This is a genomic window from Cyanobium sp. ATX 6F1, assembly GCF_024346315.1.
In the GTDB taxonomy this organism is placed as follows: Bacteria; Cyanobacteriota; Cyanobacteriia; order PCC-6307; family Cyanobiaceae; genus ATX-6F1.
On the sequence record NZ_JAGQCS010000004.1, the window covers coordinates 277,101 to 295,778 of the forward strand.

The following is an 18,678-nucleotide window of genomic DNA, read 5'->3' on the forward strand; positions in this document are numbered from 1 at the left end:
CTGGGGGGCTGAGCTTCAGGGCTTGGGGCTGGAGGAATCGTTGCCCAGATTGCTGCCCAGGTCGCTCTCGAGGAACACGCGTACCACATCGCTGAGGGCGCTGACGCGGCTGATGGCCGCCTTCAGGGCGGGCAGGTTAACGGCCAGATCGGTGGTGGGGTAGGCCTGCAGGAAGCCGATCGGGGAGAGTTTCCCGTCACCGGCGTTGATCCCCAGCACCGTCGCGGCCCGCAGGGCCGGCACCCCGGACTTGGGGGCCTGCAGGGGATAGAGGATGCGGGCCACCCGGGCCAGGGCCACACCACCGATGCGTGTGCCCAGCAGCCGGCTCGTGGTCACCAGAGGCAGGCTCACACTGCGGTTGAGCAGATCGGCCACGGTCTGGGGTTTCTGCCGGCCCAGCCGGATCATGTCCGCGAGCAGGCCCCGGGCCTCGCCTGTTTGGGCCAGGTGCTCCAGATCGGCCACGGGGATTGAGCGCCGGAAGGCGCCGCTCACGAACACCACCTGCTCGGCAGCGGGGGCGGGCAGGGGCAACAGGCTCAGGGAGGCGCCCAGCAGGGCGAGGCTGAGCGCGGCGGTGCGGCGCATGGACGATGGAACCTGGGGGCATCCATGCCTAGCGCTGTTTCGTCCCTAACGGACCATTTCCGCTCAATCCAGTCAAACTCCGCCCATGGGCGATCCTGCGGCCGCCCCCCTGAGCCTGCGCATCCGCCCCGGAGGGTGGGGGGTCTCGAGCGGGCTGTGGGGCCCTAGGAATCGGCCGGCCGAGGCGCCTCAGCGCCCTCAGCAGCAGGTTGTGCGGCGCTCGACTCCTTCAGCCAGCGGGCGATCGGCTCCGGAAACGCGCAGCGTTGACGGGTCGCCGCCTCGATCGCCCGGTGGCGGGTGAGGGCGCTGGCCGCCTCGAAACCGCCGGCCTCGAAGCGATAGCGCACCTCGAAGAGGCCTCCCTCCAGGACCACCGGGGCCAGGGTGATCGTCAGGGCATCGCCGGCGAGCAGGGGCCTGTGGAAATCGGCACGGGCGTGCACGATCGGCAGCACCACGGCCGGGTTGGCCCGCCCGCCAGGCAACTCCTTGCGCCAGGTCGGCCCCGGGAAGATTTCGGCGGAGCTCAGTCCGAAGGCCTCCAGGCTCTGCTCATAGGCCTCGTGGCACCAGCGCAGCAGCTGGTGAAAGTGCATCACCCCGGCGGCATCGGTGTCACCGAAACGAACCGTGCGGCTCTGGTGCAGCCAGTGGCCGGGGATGGGGGGATCCTTGAAAAAGTTGTCGAACAACCTTTAGCGATCCACCGAGCCCATGATCACGTCGATCGAACCGAGGATCGCCATGATGTCCGCCACCTTGGCCCCGGTGAGGATGTGGGGCAGGATCTGGAGATTGTTGAAATCAGCGGCGCGGATCTTCCAGCGCCACGGAGTCACATCATCGTTGCCCATGATGAACACGCCCAGTTCGCCCTTGCCTGACTCGAGCCGGGCGTAGAGCTCACCGCCGGGGATCTTGAAGGTGGGGGCCACTTTCTTGGCGATGTACTGCATATCGAAGCTGAAGGCTTCGCCCCCCTTGCCTTCGGTGATTCGCCGCGCCTCCAGGCTCTCGGTGGGGCCGCCGGGAATGGCTGCGGCGGCCTGGCGCAGGATCTTGAGCGATTCGCGCATCTCCTGGATCCGCACCCGGTAGCGGGCGTAGCAGTCGCCCTCGGGGGCAGTGGCCACGTCCCAGTCGAAGTCGTCGTAGCACTCGTAGTGATCCACCTTGCGCAGGTCCCAGGGCACGCCTGAGGCGCGCAGCATCGGCCCCGAGAGGCTCCAGTTGATCGCCATCTCGCGGCTGATGACCCCGAGGCCCTCGATGCGGCGCTTGAAGATCGGATTGTTGGTGATCAGCTTTTCGTATTCGTCGATCTTGGGGCCGAACCAGTCGCAGAAATCGAGCAGCTTGTCGAGCCAGCCGTAGGGCAGATCCACCGCCACCCCGCCGATGCGGAAGTAGTTGTTGTTGATCAGCCGCTGGCCCGTGGCCGCCTCCCAGAGGTCGTAGATCATCTCCCGCTCGCGGAAGATGTAGAAGAACGGCGTCTGGGCGCCCACGTCCGCCAGGAAGGGGCCGAGCCAGAGCAGGTGGTTGGCGATGCGGTTGAGCTCCAGCATCAGCACCCGAATGTGGCTGGCCCGTTTGGGCACCGGGATGTCGGCCAGCTTTTCGGGCGCGTTGACGGTGATCGCCTCGTTGAACATCCCCGCCGCGTAGTCCCAGCGGCTCACATAGGGCACGAACATCACGTTCGTGCGGTTCTCGGCGATCTTCTCCATGCCGCGGTGCAGGTAACCGATCACCGGCTCGCAGTCCACCACGTCTTCGCCATCGAGGGTCACCACCAGCCGCAGCACCCCGTGCATGGAGGGGTGATGGGGGCCGAAGTTGATCACCATCGGCTCCGTGCGCGTTTCGAGCTGCGTCATGGCGCCTTAGGCGGAATCGAGTGGTCGGATCTTAGGAAGGGACCAGCGCTCCTTAGGTCCATTTCGTTGTCGTTTGGCTGAACGTCCCCCCACGGCTGCCGCTCCTGCTGCTTCTGAGCCCCCCGGCGCCGCGGCCTTCGAGCACATCCCCGTGCTGGCGGAGCCGCTGCTGGCGGCCTTCGCCGGCCTGGGCGCCGGCGGCCTGCTGCTCGACTGCACCGTGGGCGGCGGCGGCCACAGCGCCCTGCTGCTGGAGGCCCATCCGGGCCTGCGGCTGATCGGCCTCGACCAGGATCCCGCCGCCCTGGCGGCCGCCGCCGAACGCCTGGCCCCGTTCGGGAATCGCGTGAACCTGGTGGCCGGCAACTTCGCCGCCTTCACACCGCCGGCGCCGCTGCTGGGGGTGGTGGCGGACCTGGGAGTCAGCAGCCCCCAGCTGGATGGGGGGGCGCGGGGCTTCAGCTTTCGCGTCGATGGTCCCCTGGACATGCGCATGAATCCGGGGGCCGGCGAGACCGCCGCCGCGCTGATCGATCGCCTCTCGGAAGGCGAGCTGGCTGACCTGATCTACGCCTACGGGGAGGAGCGGCTCTCACGGCGCATCGCCCGCCGGATCGTGGAGCAGGGGCCCTGGGGCGGCACGGCTGCCACTGAGGCCGATCGGGGCACGGCGGCGCTGGCCTACCTGGTGGCGGGTTGCTATCCCCCCAAGGCCCGCCGCGGCCGGATCCACCCCGCCACGCGCACCTTCCAGGCCCTGCGCATCGCCGTCAACGACGAGCTGGGGGCCCTCGACACCCTGCTGAGGCGCGCCCCCGACTGGTTGGTGCCCGGCGGCCTGCTGGCGGTGATCAGCTTCCATTCGCTGGAAGATCGCCGCGTCAAGACCGCCTTTCTCAGTGATGAACGCTTGGAGCGGATCACGCGCAAGCCCCTGGTGGCGAGTGAGGCGGAGCAGGAGCTCAACCCCCGCAGCCGCTCCGCCAAGCTGCGGGTGGCCCGGCGCCCCCTCGAGGCGAGCCCATGAACCAGCAGGACGTGATCTGGTGGCTGGCGCTGTTGATCCAGCTGGTGGCGATCCCGGGCACCCTCTTTCCGGTGCTGCCGGGCCTGGCCCTGCTGCCCCTGGGGGCGGGCCTGTGGACCTGGTCGGTGGGCTGGGCCGTGGGTTGGCCGGCCCTGGCGCTGGCCAGCTTGATCCTGCTATTGGGTTGGGGCGCTGACGCCCTGGGGATGCTGCTGGGGGCGGCGCGGCTGCAGGCCACCCGCTGGGCTTACATCGGCGCCGGCCTGGGGCTGGTGGTGGGGCTGCTGGGGCTGCTGCCGGCCATGCCCATCGGAGGCCCGTTGGTGGGGGCCCTGGTGGGGCCGCTGCTGGGGGCCGCCCTGGGGGAACTGCTCAGTGCCTCGGGCGAGCTGGGGCCCTTCGGCCTGGAGCGTTTGAAGCGCTCGCTGCTGGTGGGCCTGGCGGTGGTGGCGGGGATGCTGGTGAGCCGCCTCGCCCAGGTGATCCTGGCGGTGCTGGGGGTGGTGGGTTTCGTGCTGATCAGCCGGATCATGGTCTGATCAGCTCGCCCCGCAGCTCCCGCACCGTGGCGGCCACCGCCTCGATGGCCTGATCGATCTCGGCGTCGGTGGTGCCACGCCCCAGCCCGAAGCGGATCGAGGCGGCCGCCTCGGCACGGCTGCGCCCCAGGGCGGCCAGCACGTGGGAGGGGCTGCCGGTGCTGCAGGCCGAACCGCCGCTCACCGCCAGCTGCCGCCGCAGGGCACCGTGCAGCTGGCTCCCCTCCACCCCGCCGATGGTCACGTTGAGGTTGTGGGCCAGACGCTGGCTCGGGTGGCCGTTGAGGCGCACGTCGCCGAGGGCTTCCAGGGCGCCCCAGAGCTGATCTCGCAGGGCCCCCAGGCGCTCGCTGCGCGCCTCCCGGTCGCTCTCTGCTAACTCCGCCGCTTTGGCCAGCCCCACGATCAAGGGCACTGCCAGGGTGCCGGCCCGCAGGCCCCGCTCCTGGCCGCCGCCGTGCTGCTGGGGCGCCGGCCGCACCCCGCCGACCAGCACCAGGGCGCCGATGCCCTTGGGGCCGTAGAGCTTGTGGCCGCTGAGGCTCAAAAGGTCGATGCCCAGCTCCCTGGGCTTGAGGCTCAGGTGGCCGATGGCCTGGGCCGCGTCGCAGTGGAAGCTGATGCCCCTGGACTGGCAGAGGGCCCCGATCGCCGCCAGGGGCTGGAGCACGCCGATCTCGTTGTTGGCGGCCATCACGCTCACCAGCACGGTGTCGGGGCGCAGGGCCGCCCCCAGCTGGTTCAGGTCCAGCAGGCCGTCGGGGTTCACCGGCAGCACCGTGAGCTCGAAGCCCTGGGATTCCAGATGCCGCAGCGTGTCGAGCACGGCCCGGTGCTCCGTGGCCACGGTCACCAGGTGGCGGCCCTGCCTCGATCGGGCTTCGGCGATCCCTTTGAGGGCCAGGTTGTTGGCCTCGGTGGCGCCACTGGTGAACACCAGCTCTTCAGGCTCCACGCCCAGGCCAGCGGCCAGCGAGCGGCGCGCCTGCTCCACGGCGGCGCTGGCCGTCAGCCCCGGGCGGTGCAGGCGGCTGGCGGGGTTGGCGAACTGCTCGCTCCAGTAGGGCGCCATCGCGGCCACCACCTCGGGATCGCAGGGCGTGGTGGCCTGGTGGTCGAGGTAAGGGATGGGGGCGGCCAGGGGAGCCTTGCGGCGAACGACCCCTCCATGCTGACAAGATCGAAGTGATGGTTGGTGGGAGCGATGGGCACGAGCAGCCAGGCCAAGCAGCCTTCGTTCTCCAGGAGGACGCTCGCCCTGCGGCTTGCCCGGCGGCTGGGCCAGCGGCCACTGGCGCTGCTGGCCCTCGCGCTGATCCCGCTCGGAGGCCTGGTGCCGGCCGGCGCTCAGAACGTGATTGGCAGCCCTGAGGAATCACGGCCCAAGGGGATGGTGATCATCCAGGACAAGCCCACCCTCGAGGGGCGCCGGGTGGTGGGGGTCTACGGCGTCACCGTCGATGAGAAAGACCCCAGCCTGCGGCGCATCAAGGTCTGGTACGAGCTGCCCAACAGAGTCAGCGTCCGCAGCGAGACGATCCGCTGCGCCCCCTCGGGCCCGATGCGGATCAGCCACGACGGCAACAATCTGGTGATGCGGGAGCTCAATCCCGGCGGGCTGATCACCCCTTTCAACCTCCAGGACCACCGCATCTGGTGGATCTCCTGCTTCCCGGAGCAGGCGGGCGCTGACCCCGCCACCCTGCGGCCCCTGGCCCTCAGGCTCGGCTACAACGGCAACCTCCAGGAGAAGGAGACCCTGTTGCCCAGTCCATCCGCTCGATAGATTTCAATCTCCCATCCCCCGGGCATGCAGCACCCCCAACCCCCGCTCGAGCCTGAGCAGGAGCCCGCTCAGGTGCCCGTGGCGGCCCCCGCCCCCGCCCGATTGCTGCTGGTGGACGACGAACCCGGCCTGCGCACGGCGGTGCAGGCCTACCTGCAGGACGAGGGCTTCGAGGTCACCACCGCGGTCGACGGCGAGGAAGGCTGGGCACTGGCCCAGGAGCAGCTGCCGGATCTGGTGCTCAGCGACGTGATGATGCCGCGCCTCGATGGCTACGGGCTGCTCAAGAAGCTGCGCGCCGATGAGCGCCTCGGGGGCACACCGGTGATCTTCCTCACCGCCAAGGGCATGACCGCCGATCGCATCGAGGGCTTTCAGGCGGGCGTCGACGACTACATCCCCAAGCCCTTCGATCCCGATGAGCTGGTGGCGCGGGTGCGCAATGTGGTGCGCCGCCAGGAGCGGCTGCTGGCGGAGGCCGCCCGCTACGCCGACGCCGACATCGGCCAGATGGCCAAGCAGATCACCGAGATCCGCTCCCTGCTGCAGATGGGCGGCAGCAAGAAGGCCGCCGGCGCCCCGGTGCACCACGAGTTCACGCCCCGGGAGGCCAGCGTGCTGCAGCTGGTGGCCGAGGGGATGATGAACAAGGAGATCGCCCGCCGGCTCGAAACCTCGATCCGCAACGTCGAGAAGTACGTCAGCCGCCTGTTCATCAAGACCGGCACCGCCAGCCGCACCGAGCTGGTGCGCTACGCCCTCGAAAACGGCCTGGTGGATTAGGAGGCCCGTGGCCGAGGGCTGGCTGCCGGCGGCGTTCAATCGCGGCTGGACCTACCGCGATCGCATCGGGGCGGAGCCGGCGGGAGCGACGGTGCTGAGCTTCTATGCGGCCCGTTACCGCCATTCCGATCGGGCGGTGTGGACGCAGCGCCTGGCGGCCGGGGAGCTCCACAGGAACGGCAGCAGGCTCCGGGCCGATGCTGCCCTCTTGGCCGGAGACCAGTTGCAATGGCATCGGCCCCCCTGGGAGGAGGCCGCCGTGCCGGGGTCGTGGCAGCTCCTGTTTGATGACGGCGATCTGCTGGTGATCGACAAGCCCAGCGGCCTGCCGGTGCTGCCCGCCGGGGGCTTCCTGGAGCACACCCTGCTGCGGCTGCTGGAGCGCCGCCACTCCGAAGAGGCTGGCGGTGACGCCGCCGATATGCCCCGGCCCGTGCACCGGCTGGGGCGCTTCACCTCGGGGCTGCTGGTCTGCGCCCGCCGCCCGACCACCCGGGCCTGGTTGAGCGACCAGCTGCGGGAGAGCACGGCGGGCGCAGCGCGGCAGGTTGGCGAAGCGCCCTGCTGCCGCAAGCTCTACCGGGCGTTGACCGAGCCCCTTCCCCTGCCCTTGAAGCTGGGTGAATCGATCACGCTCTCCACCCCCATCGGCCGCCGGCCCCATCCACTGCTGAATCAGGTGTGGTGTGCCGCAGCCGACGGGGAACCCGGCGCCCTGGCGGCCCGCAGCACGCTGAAGTTGCTGGAGCGCCGCCCGGGTGCCGACCTGGTGGAGGTGGCGATCGCCAGCGGCAGGCCTCACCAGATCCGCATCCATGCCGCCGCCCTCGGCGCGCCCCTGCTGGGGGATCCGCTGTATCTGCCGGGCGGCCTGGCCCGCGCCGAGGTGCTTCCGGGGGAAGGGGGCTACCGGCTCCATGCCCATCGGCTGGTGCTGCTGCGCCCGGACGGGGAGCTGCTGGAGCTGGAGGCACCGCTGCCGGAGGGGCTTGGGCTCTTGGGTTCGGGCGCTTGATCGGAGCCACGCGGTCGACAAGGTCCCTTCCGTCGACAGGTCTTGGCCACTTGAGGATGAATCGCTGTTGAGGCCCGCGCTGATCGAACTCCTGATCAGCTCAGCGCAGCGGAGCCTCCGCCCGCAGCCCTGAAAAGCGCTGAAAATCCCGGTCGCAGCTCGCCAGCCGGGCCCCCTGCTCCAGGGCGATGGCGGCCAGATGGGCATCGGAGCTGAGGTTGGCGGCGGTGCCGCTGGCGCTCAGAAGCTGGCGCAGCAAGGGCCAGTGGTGCGGGCCCGGTTGCACCAGGCGGCTCACCGGCCGCTCCAGCCAGCCGTCGATCAGCGCCAGGGCTTCGTCCACCTCCAGCGGCCGATCGAACACCCGCTGGCTGGTGCTGATGCGCAGGAAGGCGAGCAGCACCAGCCAGGTCCAGCCCACCGCTTCGTCTCCGGAGAGGGTCGCTTCCAACCAGTGCCGCGCCGGTCCATGTTGGGGCGCGTCCTGGTTCACGGCGTAGAGCAGCACGTTGGCGTCGGGGATGATCACGGCGCAGCGCTGGCCCGGTCCATGGCTTTGGGCTGAGCCGCCTTCAACGCCGTTGGGCCAGCTTGGCGGCGATGGCGTCCTCCTCCAGTCGATCAGCCAGGGCCAGGGCCCGCTCCAGCGGCTGGCGGGGTGCACCCATGGCCACGGGGGTCAGTTGGTAGGGGCCGCCCGAAGGGCCGGCCGGGGTGGCCGGAGCGCTCAGCCCCGCCCGCAGGGTTGCTTCCACCACGGTCCGAAACGGCTTCCCCTGCTCCAGGGCCCGTTGCTTGAGCGCCGTGAGCAACTGGTCGTCAACGGTGAGGGTGGTGCGCATCTTGATGCCTCCTGCAACATCATCATGGCATCAACAGGGGACGATTCCGGTTGTCGCTAGCCCCGCTGGAACTCCACCAGCCGCGAGAAGTAAAACGGCGCCTGATTGAGGCTGCGGCGCATGGGCACAAAGCCGCTGCGTTCGGCCGCCGCCACGATGCCCGTTTCCTTGAGGGTGTAGGCGCGGGTGGTCTTGCTGGGGCCGGGGAACAGCTCGCCGATGCGCTTGAGCGCAGCCAGCAGCGGTGTGTAGGGGGCGAAGCTCACGATCAGCCGCCGCTCCGCCAGCCCCGCCAGGTGCTCCACCATCTGCTCGGCGGCTTCCTGGGGGTAGTGGATGAACACATCGAGGCAGATCACCGTGTCGTAGAGGCCGCTCAGGCTCTCGAGATCGGAGCTGCTGAAGCTCAGCCGCTGGGGATCGAGGCCCAGCCCATCGGCCCGGCGTTGGGCCTCGGCCACCATCGCCTCCGACAGATCACTGGCGGCGATGCGGCCGGCCCCGAGCGCCGCCAGGGGCAGGCTGAGGCTGCCCACCCCGCAGCCGGCGTCGCAGAAGCTGCGCTGAGCCAGATCCCCTTCCTCCTGCAGCCACCCCAGCACCTGATCCACCGTCTTCTGGTGGCCGAGGCGGATGTTGCGCTGCACCTTGTTGACCTCGCTCGAATCGCTGTAGATGCGGTTCCAGCGCTCGAAGCCGGTGCTGTTGAAGTAGGCATGCACCTCCGCTTTTTCGGCCGCCTTCGGGCAGGGATCCAGCAGCTGATCGGCGGGCATGGGGACGGGGCCGTGGGCGGCCTGGGGGAATGGGCGCGGATCCTAGGCAGCGCGCCGCCAGCTCAAGGTGCCTGCAGCGCCCGTGTGCCAGCGCAGGCACTCCTCGATCGGCATCCCCAGCAGCAGTTCCTCCAGCGGCCGTTCGTCCCCCAGCACTCGCCTTGGGGTCACGGTGGCCGCCCGGATCGCCCCGGCGGCGTCCCCGCCCCAGCCCGCCAGGCGCTTCACCCCCTCCAGAAGCGGCAGGGTCACCCCCGCCAGGGTGCCGTCCTCCAGCCGGCAGCTGCCGTCTTCCACCAGCAGCACGCGTTCATCCCAGCGGTGGCGGCCCTCCTCCAGTCCGTAGGGGCCCAGGGCATCGCTGACGATCACCAGCTGCTCGGGCGCCAGACGCTGCAGCAGCAGGGCCATCGAGGGGGCCACGTGCACCCCGTCGGCGATCAGCCCCAGGGCCACATCGCCCCGCAGCACCGCCGCCGCCAGGGGCCCCGGGGCGCGGTGGCCCAGGCCGGCCATGGCATTGAAGCTGTGGGTCACCATCGCCACCCCCGCCGCGAAGGCGTCACCCGCCTGGGTTTCATCCGCTTCGCTGTGCCCCAGGCTGACCACGATCCCGTCGGCGCGCAGGGCCTCGATCAGCTCAGCGGCTCCCGCCAGCTCTGGCGCCAGGGTGACCAGGTCGATCGTGGCTTCAAAACCGCCGATGCGCTCCCGCAGGGCCGCCAGGCTGGGCGCCACCAGGTGCTGGCTGGGGTGGGCGCCCCGGCGCCCGGGGGCCAGAAACGGGCCCTCCAGGTGGCCCCCCAGCAGCTGGCAGCGCCCGCGGCCGTGCAGGGAGCGGGCCTGCTCCAGCACCGCCAGGGCCTGGCGCAGGGGGCCCACGTCGCAGGTCACCAGGGTGGGGCAGATCGCCTCCACGCCGTCGCTCCAGAGCCGCTCCAGCAGCTCCAGCAGCCGGGGCAGGTCGCTCTCCTGAAGTTCCGGGAAGGCCAGCCCCAGCCCGCCGTTGATCTGCAGGTCCACCCCGCCCGGGCTGAGCCAGTCGCCCCGCCAGTCGTCGCCGGCGGCGCGGCTGCCCGGGGCCAGGGGCCGCAGGGCAGTGATCTGGCCCTCCTCACCCAGGCCCACACGCCAGAGGCGCTCATCGCCGGGGAGACGGACGTTGCTGAGCCAGCGCATGGGGAGATGGGAGATGGGCAGGTGGCGGTGGGCCGCGCCGGAGCGGAGAATGCCATTCTCCGTTCCTCGCCCCCGTGGTCGCCGCCCCCACCCCATTCCCCACCCCGTTGGTGGCCGTCGTGATGGGCAGCGATTCCGATCTGCCCACCCTGGAGCCGGCGGTGCGGATCCTGGAGCGTTTCGGCATCGCCCATGAGCTACGCGTGCTCTCGGCCCACCGCACCCCCGAGGAAATGGTCGCGTTTGCCCGCGCCGCCGCCGGCCGGGGCCTCAAGGTGGTGATCGCCGGCGCCGGGGGCGCCGCCCACCTGCCGGGGATGGTGGCCGCCCTCACCCCCTTGCCGGTGATCGGGGTGCCCGTGCAGAGCAAAGCTCTGTCCGGGGTGGATTCACTGCATTCGATCGTGCAGATGCCCGCAGGCATCCCGGTGGCCACCGTGGCCATCGGCAATGGCACCAACGCCGGCCTGCTGGCCGTCCAGATCCTGGCCACGGCCGATCCCGCGTTGCTGGCGGCCGTCGAGGCCTACCGGCAGGAGTTGCATGACCAGGTGGTTGCGAAGGATGGGCGGCTCCAGGCCCTCGGCAGCGCCGAGTACCTGCGCCAGATGGCCCCCTGAGCCATGGGCCCCATTGTTTCTCTGGTGGTGCCCCGTTGGCTGCGGCTGGCCCTGGCCCTGCCCCTGCTGGTGCTCAACCTCTTCGTGCTGCGCCAGCTGCTGGTGCCCCTGGCTCCCTTCCCCGCCCTGTTCCTGGGGGCGGCGTTGATCGCCTTTTTGCTCGATCTGCCCAGCCGCTGGCTCACGGGCCGCGGCCTGCCCCGGCCCCTGGCCCTGCTGTTGGTGGTGGGCCTAACCTTTGGCTTGGGGGTGCTGGCGGCCCTCTGGCTGGTGCCGCGGCTGGTGCAGCAGCTGGGGGATCTGGTCACGGCCCTGCCCGGTTGGCTGGCCCAGACGGAAAATCTGCTCAATGAGCTGCAGGCGAGCTTGACGGCCCGGGGCTTGCCGGCGGATTTCGGTGATCTCAGCAGCGAGCTTCTGACCCGCTCCACCCAGCTGGCCAGCCGATTCAGCCAGCAGTTGCTGGCCCTGCTTGGGGCCACCCTCAATCTCACGATCAACACCTTGATCGTCTTGGTGCTGGCGGTGTTCCTGCTGGTGGGGGCGGATTCCATCAGTCGCGGCCTGGCCCGCTGGCTGCCGGACAGCTGGCGGGAGCTGGTGCTCGGCACCGTGATGCGCACGTTCCGTGGCTACTTCGCCGGCCAGGTGGTGCTCGCCCTGATCCTCAGCGGCGCCCAGATCATCGTCTTCACCCTGCTGGGGATCCCCTACGGGGTGCTGTTCGCCGTGGCGATCGGCTTCACCACCCTGGTGCCTTACGCCAGCGCGCTCACAATCACCTTGGTCAGTCTCCTGCTGGCCCTTGAAGATCCCCGCACGGGCCTGGAGGTGCTGGCCGCCGCCATTTCCGTGGGCCAGGTGGTGGACCAGGTGATCCAGCCCCGCCTGATGGGCCAGATCGTGGGGCTTCAACCCGCCTGGCTGTTGGTCAGCCTGCCGATCGGCGCCCGGGTGGGCAGCCTGCTGGGGCTTGGGGAGTTGCTGGGGCTGCTGCTGGCGGTGCCCGTGGCCAGTTGCCTGAAGACCTTCCTCGACGCCTGGGCCCAGGGCCTGGGGCTGCCGGAGCCCGATTCGATCAAGGTGCCGCTGGAATGATCCCAGCGGCCGCCAGGTAATTCACCACCTCCTGCACGCAGGCCTCCAGGCTCTGGCCGCCGGTGTCGATGCGCAGCTCGGGGGCCTCCGGCAGCTCGTAGGGGCTGGAGATCCCGGTGAACTCCTTGATCGCTCCGGCGCGGGCCTTGGCGTAGAGCCCCTTGGTGTCGCGGCCTTCGCAGACCTCAAGATCGGCGGCGCAGTGGATCTCGATGAAGTCGCCGGCATCCACCAGGGCACGGGCCCGCTCGCGGTCGGCCCGGAACGGCGAGACGAAGGCGGTGAGCACCACCACGCCGGCGTCGAGAAACAGCTTGGCGACCTCGCCGATGCGGCGGATGTTTTCCTCGCGGGCGGCGTCGGAGAAGCCCAGGTCGCTGCAGAGCCCGTGGCGCACGTTGTCGCCATCGAGCACGTAGCAGCTCAGCCCCTGCTCGAACAGGGCCGAATTCACCGCATTCGCCAGGGTGCTCTTGCCCGCGCCCGAAAGCCCGGTGAACCAGAGGATGGCGCTGCGGTGCCCGCGTTGGTGGGCCCGGGCGGCGCGGTCCACCGAGGAGTGGTGCCAGACGATGTTGGTGGCTTTGGTGCTCGTCATGGCGCAGCCGGGGGCAGAAGCGATCGAGCCATTGTCCCTGGCGTTGGGCCCAGTGGTGGGCCAGGACTACCCCCCCGCCTGCTTGGGCCGGAAGCCCTCCTGCTCCAGCAGTGCCAAGGCCGCGGCCAGCTGGTCGCCCTGGAGTTCAATTACCCCGTCTTTGAGCGTGCCGCCGCTGCCGGCGCGCGCCTTGAGGGCCTTGAGCAGGGCTTTGGCCTCCCCGTCGCCCAGGTCGAGGCCGGTGATCACGGTCACGGTCTTGCCCCCCTTGCCCGCCTTGGTGCGCTGCACGCGCACCCGTTGCTGGGCCCGGGGCAGGGGGTCCGTTCCCCCCTGCCCCGGCCGCTGCAGGCTCTCGGCCCGGCTGAATTCCTGCCAGCCTCCCTTGCCCATGGCGAACGTCCCCGTTAGTTGAGCCATCACAGCGCAGCAGGTCAGCCGATCCAGAGGCCATGGGCCAGCCGCAGGGCATAGAGCACCAGCTGCAGCGTTCCGAAGCCGAGCAGGAATCCCAGCCAGCGGGGATGCCGCTGGAGTTGGGCGCCGTAGAGCATCAGCAGGGGCGCCGTGGCGAAGACATGCCGCTCCAGGCTCATCGTGTTCTGTTTCATCAGGTAGAGGAGCAGGCTGGCGGCCGCGAAGCCCCAGAGCTCCAGAGGAAGCTCTCGGCGGCCCCGCAGAAGCAGCAGAACCGCACCCACCACCACCATCAGGTTGAGGGCGGACATGCCACCCACCAGCCAGGCCCCCACAAACGCCACCAGGGAGAGCGCGAAGCCGGTCTTGGGGCGCCCATGGCGCAGCAGGAAGGCGATCCCCCCCAGTAGCACCGTGATCGTCATCAGGACCGGATGGAGGAGTTTCAGCGGGGCGGAGGGCCCTCCCTTCGTGGTTCCAAAGAACACCTTCGTCAGATCTTTTGCCCAGTAGGAGAGGCCGGAAATGTTGAGCCCCGGCTGGTTACCCCAGGCCTTCTGGGCATGGAGGAAGGCCAGGGGGTCACCGCGCAGGTGCAGGCCGATCCAGGCCACCGCCGCCAACCCCCCCAGGCCCGCCAGGGCCACCGCCAGGCCGGCGCCCAGGCGGCGCTGGCGGGCATAGGCGAGCAGGATCGGTACCACGATGGCCACGCCGTTCGGACGCGAGGCCGCGCAGAGTGCGGCGATCGGCGCCAACCGCACCGAAGGGATCGGATCCCTTCCCAGCCAGGTGAGCGAGAGGGTACTGAAGAGCAGGAAGAACGATTCCGTGTAGGGCAGGGAGAAGAAGATGCTGAGCGGATTCAGGCAGGTGAGCAGCACCGTGGCGCGGGCGGCCTCGGCTCCCAGCCAGCGTTCACTGAGACGGTGCAGCAGTGCCAGGGCTACCAGGAAGGCCCCGTTCGACAGCAGCAGAGCCACCACCAGCGGCGGCAGCGGCAGCAGATCGCTCACCAGCCGGACCGCGGCCGGAAACGCTGGGAAAAAAGCCAGGTTGTTGTCTGCGTAACCCTCAAGGGCGATCCGCAGATAGTGGGCTCCGTCCCATGACGAGAGTCGTTCGGCGAGCTGGCCCGGTGCCGTGACCGTCACCGCGAGGGCGAGGGATCCGAAGAACAGCAGCCGGCTTCCCAGCCAACTGAACACCACCAGGGGCAAAAAGAAGGGTCTGGCGCCTGGATGTCCGGGACCGGGGGGATCAGGCGACACGGGCTCAAGAGCGTGTCGCCTGATCCTGGCAGTGCCGGCAGGAGTTCCGGTTCAACGTCGCAGCAGTTGGCCGGTGCTGTCCTCTCAGCCGCCCTTGCCCATGGCGAAGGTCCCCGCTACTTCTGCAATCACTGCGCAGCAACAGTCTGTGGATCTCCCACCCGTGCAAGTCGAGATGGTGCGGGTGGCGCTGCCGGGCCGCCAGGAGCCACCCGCCTGCCGTCAGCCACCCTCCCCCGACCAGGAGGTGCTGATCGGCTCGCTGGCCGGGGTGCCGCTCTGCCAGGCCAAGCGCATCAAGGTGCCGATGCCGGCGGGTTGGCCCGTGACCCCACCGCCGCCGCTGCCGTCAGCGAAATCCGCCGCCAACAAGCGCCCAGCCAAGGCCCCCGCAAGCAGCCATTGAACTTGGCGGCTCCTGTTGCCGAGCGTCAGCTGAACTCCTCACCCTGGCTGATGCGCCCTGCTGCGGCCGTCATCGGCTCAGGTCCGGGCTGCCGGGGCCAGGCTTTCCCAGGGAAAACGTGGGAGGTGGTACAGAGCCTCCCGCTGGGCCTTGCTCCAGGTCTCGATCATCTCGGAGAGTTCAGGTGCATCGGCCTCGAACCTGAGTTGGTGCGAAATCGCCCGACTTCCCGCTGGAATGACCACCAGCTCGAACGGTGGCCCCACGCTGAGATTGGAGCGCTGGGTGAGCACTTCTGAGATCAGGCAGAGCCGGGCGGCATCTTCGAGCGAAAGGTTGGTGTGGCCCACATTGTCGAGCGGGGGTTTGCCATATTTACTCTCTCCAATCTGAAGATAAGGCGTTTCGCGCGTCGCCATGATGGCGTTGCCCTCGGAGTAGATGAGAAACAGCCCATGGGACTCGCTGCCGATCTGCCCACCGAGGATAAAAGAAGCTCCGCCACTGGCTCCAGACCCGCGCAGGGCGGCTTCGTTCTCTTTCTGAACGGCCACATTCACGCGGCCGATATAGGCCGCCGCTTCGAAGAGATGGTCGCAATGACGCAAATCCTTGCCTGACCCTGCCTCCAGATCCGCGTCACGGTCCAGATCCCGGCGGATCCAGTTGATCACCGCCTGGGTGGTGGCCAGGCTTCCCGCCGCCAGCAGCACGAACAGCCGATCAGGACCTGGCTGGAACACATGCATCTTGCTGTAGCTGGAGATGTAGTCCACCCCCGCATTGGTGCGGGAATCGGAGACCAACACCAGCCCCTGCTCCAGCCAATAACCGATGCAATAGGTCATTGAGGCAAGTGAGCCTTGAACGATCGAGCGTAGTCAGGGAGCCTCACTTCCTAGTGTGATGGCCGCTGCTTCGACCTGCCCGTGACCACCACCCAGCCCACGTCGGCGGAACTGGCGCAGGAGGCCCGCCCCAACGCCCTGGGCCGCTTTGGGCGCTTCGGGGGGCAGTACGTGCCCGAAACCCTCATCCCGGCCTTGCTGGACCTGGAGCGGGCGGCCGCCGAGGCCTGGGCGGACCCGGCCTTCACCGCCCGCCTCGATCACCTGCTGCGCACCTATGTGGGCCGGCCGACGCCGTTGTATGAGGCCGAGCGGCTGAGCGAGCACTACCGCCGCCCGGAAGGGGGCCCGCGCCTGTGGCTCAAACGCGAGGACCTCAACCACACCGGTGCCCACAAGATCAACAACGCCCTCGGTCAGGCCCTGTTGGCCCTGCGCATGGGCAAGCGGCGGATCATCGCCGAGACCGGCGCCGGCCAGCACGGGGTGGCCACGGCCACGGTCTGTGCCCGCTTCGGCCTGGAGTGCGTTGTCTTCATGGGCGCCGAGGACATGCGCCGCCAGGCCCTGAACGTGTTCCGCATGCGCCTGCTCGGAGCAACGGTGCAGCCGGTCACCGCCGGCACCGCCACCCTCAAAGATGCCACCAGCGAAGCGATCCGCGACTGGGTCACCAATGTGGAGACCACCCATTACATCCTCGGTTCGGTGGCCGGTCCCCACCCCTACCCGATGCTGGTGCGCGATTTCCACGCCGTGATCGGCGTGGAGGCCAAACGCCAGTGCACCGAGGCCTTCGGCCGCCTCCCGGATGTGCTGCTGGCCTGCGTGGGCGGCGGCTCCAACGCCATGGGCCTGTTCCACCCCTTCGTCGCTGACACCTCCGTGCGCCTGATCGGGGTGGAAGCCGCCGGCGAGGGGGTGGCCAGCGGCCGCCACGCCGCCACGATCACCGAGGGCCGCGTGGGGGTGCTGCACGGGGCGATGAGCCTGCTGCTTCAAGACAACGAGGGCCAGGTGCAGGAGGCCCACTCGATCAGCGCCGGCCTGGATTACCCAGGTGTGGGCCCGGAGCACAGCTACCTGCGGGAGATTGGCCGTGCGGAGTACGCCGCCGTCACCGATCAGCAGGCCCTTGAGGCCCTGCAGCGGGTCAGCCGGCTGGAAGGAATCATCCCGGCCCTGGAGACGGCCCACGCCTTTGCCTGGCTGGAGCAGCTCTGCCCCACCCTGGCGCCTGGCACCGAGGTGGTGATCAACCTCTCCGGCCGCGGTGATAAAGATGTGAACACCGTGGCCGACCGGCTCGATGATGAGCTGCGGCCTGCCAACTGAGGGATCGCTCTAGTTCAGCAATCGGCTGAGGCTGGTGGCCACCGTGCGTACGGCGGCCCGGGCGGTGGCATAGGCCATGCGCATCGGTCCGACGACGGCCACGTGGCCCCCGATCCCTTCGCCGGTGGCGTAGCTGGCCTGCACCACCGCGCAATGCTCCAGCGCCTTGTGGGGGTGCTCCGCCCCGATCCAGATGCCCCCCAGGGCGCTGATGCCTTCAGGTTGAAGCAGCTGCTGGGGCTGCTCCTCCACCAGTTGCAGCAGAGGCCGGAGGCTGGCCGTGCGGCTGAATTCCGGTTGGCCCATCAACCCCCCCAACCCCAGGGCCAGGGCACCCTCGCTCTCGCTGCCACGGGCCCGCCGGTGGCGCTCCAGGGCCTGACGAAGCAGCGTGCCGCTGCGCTCCAGCTGCGGGGGCAGGTTGTCCCAGTCGAGGCCGTCGCCCTGATGGTCCTGGCGGGCCTGGAGCTGGGTGGCGGCCCAGCGCTCCAGGGCCGGCACCTCGCTGGCGGTGCCCCCTGGCAGGCGCAGGTTGAGGCTGGTGGCAGTGGTGGACCCTTCCACCAGCAGCACCAGCAGCCGCTCGCCGCTGGGCACAAGCCGCAGGGCCTGGAGGCTGGGCTGGCTCCGTTGGGGCCGGGTGATCAGGCTGAGCAGCCCGGTCATGTCCGCCAGCCGCCGGGCCAGGTGGAGCAGCAGGTCATCGAGCGCTGTCCACTGCAGGCTGAGGCTGGCCATCTCCCGCTCCAGCTGCAGGGCCGCGGCCCCTGGGGCGGGCAGCAGGCAGTCCACGTAGAGGCGGTAGCCCTGTTGGCTGGGCACCCGCCCCGCGGAGGTGTGGGGCTGGGTGAGCAGACCCTTCTGCTCGAGCGCCCCCATGGCCGAGCGCACCGTGGCCGCGCTGGCGGTCAGGCCGAAACGCCGCACCAGGGTGTGGCTGCCCACCGGTTCCATGGTGTCCACGTAATGGCGCACGGTGGCCTGCAGCACCTCCTGTTGGCGGCGGGGTAGAGGAGGCAGGCCGGAGCTCAGCAGGGGGTCATGGTGCACCGGCCTGGATCGTAGGGGGAACTGACCAGGCAGGCGCTGCCTAATGACTGGCTGCTGGATGCTGGGGAGCCCTGGGCGCTCAGTAACGGGGAACCGTTGGATCCACCTCCACGCTCCAGGCCTCGATGCCGCCCTGGAGGTTCCACACGTCGCTGAAGCCCTGGGTCTCGATCAGCCAGGAGGCGAACTGCCAGCTGCGCATGCCCGCATGGCAGAGCACCACCACGGGGCGGCTGCGATCCAGCAGGCTGTCGATCCGCTCCGTCCATTCCCTTGATGCGCTCAGGGCCAGGTGGATCACGGGATGGCCCAGGGCGGCCAGCTCCAGTTCGGAGGCTTCGCGCACATCCACCAGTTGCAGGTCCTCCCCGCCGTTCAGGCGGTTGTTGAGATCGCTGGCGGAGAGGCTGAAGGGTTGGGGCATGGGGTGGGTTGTTCCGTGGCGGGGTGAAGGAAGGGCCGTTCGCCGGATGGGTGAGCTGTTCAAACGATCGCTCCTCAACAGCTGGGCCTGCCGAGCTGGGGAGCTGTCGAACCGATGGCGCTGAAACTTACCGAGTTCAAACGGAAGGGTGCGCGCTCAGAGGGAAGAGTGTCAAACAGAACCTCGATGC

At 69.5% G+C, this 18,678-nt stretch carries 23 protein-coding genes; 9 read left to right on the forward strand and 14 right to left on the reverse strand.

From position 1 onward, the window contains the following. Positions 1-15: 15 nt before the first annotated feature. From KBZ13_RS08195 to KBZ13_RS08205, 3 genes are all read right to left on the reverse strand, one after another. Entirely contained in the window at positions 16-591 is a 576-nt protein-coding gene (locus KBZ13_RS08195; RefSeq protein WP_255008101.1) for an alpha/beta hydrolase, read from the reverse strand. Positions 592-755: 164 nt separating this feature from the next. Then, positions 756-1,286 carry an acyl-CoA thioesterase gene (locus tag KBZ13_RS08200; RefSeq protein WP_255008109.1) on the reverse strand — a complete coding sequence of 177 codons (531 nt, stop codon included), beginning with the start codon at positions 1,284-1,286 and terminating at the stop codon, positions 756-758. A gap of 3 nt (positions 1,287-1,289) precedes the next feature. After that, the gene (locus tag KBZ13_RS08205; RefSeq protein WP_255008111.1) at positions 1,290-2,474 is read right to left on the reverse strand and encodes an NAD(P)H-quinone oxidoreductase subunit H; all 1,185 of its coding nucleotides are present in this window, start codon (positions 2,472-2,474) and stop codon (positions 1,290-1,292) included. Positions 2,475-2,547: 73 nt separating this feature from the next. Between KBZ13_RS08205 and rsmH the strand changes: the two genes are divergently transcribed. Both rsmH and KBZ13_RS08215 read left to right on the forward strand, forming a co-directional pair. Continuing rightward, positions 2,548-3,501 carry a 16S rRNA (cytosine(1402)-N(4))-methyltransferase RsmH gene (gene rsmH / locus KBZ13_RS08210; protein WP_255008113.1) on the forward strand — a complete coding sequence of 318 codons (954 nt, stop codon included), beginning with the start codon at positions 2,548-2,550 and terminating at the stop codon, positions 3,499-3,501. Next, positions 3,498-4,040: a DUF456 family protein gene (locus KBZ13_RS08215; protein ID WP_255008115.1), complete on the forward strand. Its 543-nt coding sequence runs from the start codon at positions 3,498-3,500 to the stop codon at positions 4,038-4,040. The genes rsmH and KBZ13_RS08215 overlap by 4 nt, the downstream gene beginning before the upstream one ends. Here the strand turns inward: KBZ13_RS08215 and KBZ13_RS08220 are convergent. Beyond that, positions 4,030-5,181, reverse strand: a complete 1,152-nt coding sequence (locus KBZ13_RS08220; RefSeq protein ID WP_255008214.1) for a cysteine desulfurase family protein — start codon at positions 5,179-5,181, stop codon at positions 4,030-4,032. The genes KBZ13_RS08215 and KBZ13_RS08220 overlap by 11 nt on opposite strands. Positions 5,182-5,244: 63 nt before the next feature. Between KBZ13_RS08220 and KBZ13_RS08225 the strand changes: the two genes are divergently transcribed. From KBZ13_RS08225 to KBZ13_RS08235, 3 genes are read left to right on the forward strand one after another with little or no spacing between them, the layout of a single operon-like run. Beyond that, a complete protein-coding gene (locus KBZ13_RS08225; protein ID WP_255008116.1) occupies positions 5,245-5,826 on the forward strand; it encodes a hypothetical protein in 582 nt (193 codons plus the stop codon). Positions 5,827-5,850: 24 nt separating this feature from the next. Continuing rightward, the gene (locus KBZ13_RS08230; protein WP_255008118.1) at positions 5,851-6,609 is read left to right on the forward strand and encodes a response regulator transcription factor; all 759 of its coding nucleotides are present in this window, start codon (positions 5,851-5,853) and stop codon (positions 6,607-6,609) included. 7 nt (positions 6,610-6,616) lie between these two features. Further along, entirely contained in the window at positions 6,617-7,624 is a 1,008-nt protein-coding gene (locus KBZ13_RS08235; RefSeq protein WP_255008120.1) for a pseudouridine synthase, read from the forward strand. A gap of 100 nt (positions 7,625-7,724) precedes the next feature. Here the strand turns inward: KBZ13_RS08235 and KBZ13_RS08240 are convergent, their stop codons facing one another. From KBZ13_RS08240 to KBZ13_RS08255, 4 genes are read right to left on the reverse strand one after another with little or no spacing between them, the layout of a single operon-like run. After that, entirely contained in the window at positions 7,725-8,153 is a 429-nt protein-coding gene (locus KBZ13_RS08240) for a type II toxin-antitoxin system VapC family toxin (protein ID WP_255008122.1), read from the reverse strand. 43 nt (positions 8,154-8,196) lie between these two features. Then, positions 8,197-8,466, reverse strand: a complete 270-nt coding sequence (locus tag KBZ13_RS08245) for a hypothetical protein (protein WP_255008124.1) — start codon at positions 8,464-8,466, stop codon at positions 8,197-8,199. 56 nt (positions 8,467-8,522) lie between these two features. Continuing rightward, on the reverse strand, positions 8,523-9,242 hold the full coding sequence (gene bchM / locus KBZ13_RS08250; protein ID WP_255008126.1) for a magnesium protoporphyrin IX methyltransferase: 720 nt from the start codon (positions 9,240-9,242) through the stop codon (positions 8,523-8,525). A 42-nt stretch (positions 9,243-9,284) separates the two neighbouring features. Continuing rightward, a complete protein-coding gene (locus KBZ13_RS08255; protein ID WP_255008128.1) occupies positions 9,285-10,421 on the reverse strand; it encodes an N-acetylglucosamine-6-phosphate deacetylase in 1,137 nt (378 codons plus the stop codon). 122 nt (positions 10,422-10,543) lie between these two features. On the opposite strand from KBZ13_RS08255, the gene purE reads away from it, so the two are divergent. Beyond that, positions 10,544-11,041, forward strand: a complete 498-nt coding sequence (purE, locus tag KBZ13_RS08260) for a 5-(carboxyamino)imidazole ribonucleotide mutase (RefSeq protein WP_255008216.1) — start codon at positions 10,544-10,546, stop codon at positions 11,039-11,041. Positions 11,042-11,044: 3 nt separating this feature from the next. Next, complete coding sequence (locus KBZ13_RS08265) at positions 11,045-12,139, forward strand: AI-2E family transporter (RefSeq protein ID WP_255008129.1); 1,095 nt, start codon at positions 11,045-11,047, stop codon at positions 12,137-12,139. Here the strand turns inward: KBZ13_RS08265 and cysC are convergent. From cysC to KBZ13_RS08280, 3 genes are all read right to left on the reverse strand, one after another. Continuing rightward, positions 12,120-12,737 (reverse strand): adenylyl-sulfate kinase, encoded by a 618-nt coding sequence (gene cysC / locus KBZ13_RS08270; protein ID WP_255008130.1) that lies wholly within the window; start codon positions 12,735-12,737, stop codon positions 12,120-12,122. The genes KBZ13_RS08265 and cysC overlap by 20 nt on opposite strands. A 66-nt stretch (positions 12,738-12,803) precedes the next feature. Continuing rightward, positions 12,804-13,130 (reverse strand): translation initiation factor, encoded by a 327-nt coding sequence (locus tag KBZ13_RS08275; RefSeq protein ID WP_255008218.1) that lies wholly within the window; start codon positions 13,128-13,130, stop codon positions 12,804-12,806. 41 nt (positions 13,131-13,171) lie between these two features. Then, positions 13,172-14,425 carry a mannosyltransferase family protein gene (locus tag KBZ13_RS08280; protein WP_255008131.1) on the reverse strand — a complete coding sequence of 418 codons (1,254 nt, stop codon included), beginning with the start codon at positions 14,423-14,425 and terminating at the stop codon, positions 13,172-13,174. A gap of 163 nt (positions 14,426-14,588) precedes the next feature. On the opposite strand from KBZ13_RS08280, the gene KBZ13_RS08285 reads away from it, so the two are divergent. Further along, positions 14,589-14,831: a hypothetical protein gene (locus tag KBZ13_RS08285; RefSeq protein ID WP_255008132.1), complete on the forward strand. Its 243-nt coding sequence runs from the start codon at positions 14,589-14,591 to the stop codon at positions 14,829-14,831. Between the two features lie 77 nt (positions 14,832-14,908). Here KBZ13_RS08285 and KBZ13_RS08290 read toward each other — a convergent pair whose 3' ends face one another. After that, entirely contained in the window at positions 14,909-15,679 is a 771-nt protein-coding gene (locus tag KBZ13_RS08290; protein ID WP_255008133.1) for a 20S proteasome subunit A/B, read from the reverse strand. A gap of 75 nt (positions 15,680-15,754) precedes the next feature. Between KBZ13_RS08290 and trpB the strand changes: the two genes are divergently transcribed. Next, a complete protein-coding gene (gene trpB, locus KBZ13_RS08295; protein ID WP_261358929.1) occupies positions 15,755-17,014 on the forward strand; it encodes a tryptophan synthase subunit beta in 1,260 nt (419 codons plus the stop codon). Positions 17,015-17,023: 9 nt separating this feature from the next. Here trpB and KBZ13_RS08300 read toward each other — a convergent pair whose 3' ends face one another. Beyond that, a complete protein-coding gene (locus KBZ13_RS08300) occupies positions 17,024-18,034 on the reverse strand; it encodes an HrcA family transcriptional regulator (protein WP_409995631.1) in 1,011 nt (336 codons plus the stop codon). 109 nt (positions 18,035-18,143) lie between these two features. Further along, positions 18,144-18,488 carry a rhodanese-like domain-containing protein gene (locus KBZ13_RS08305; RefSeq protein ID WP_255008135.1) on the reverse strand — a complete coding sequence of 115 codons (345 nt, stop codon included), beginning with the start codon at positions 18,486-18,488 and terminating at the stop codon, positions 18,144-18,146. Positions 18,489-18,678 lie beyond the last annotated feature (190 nt).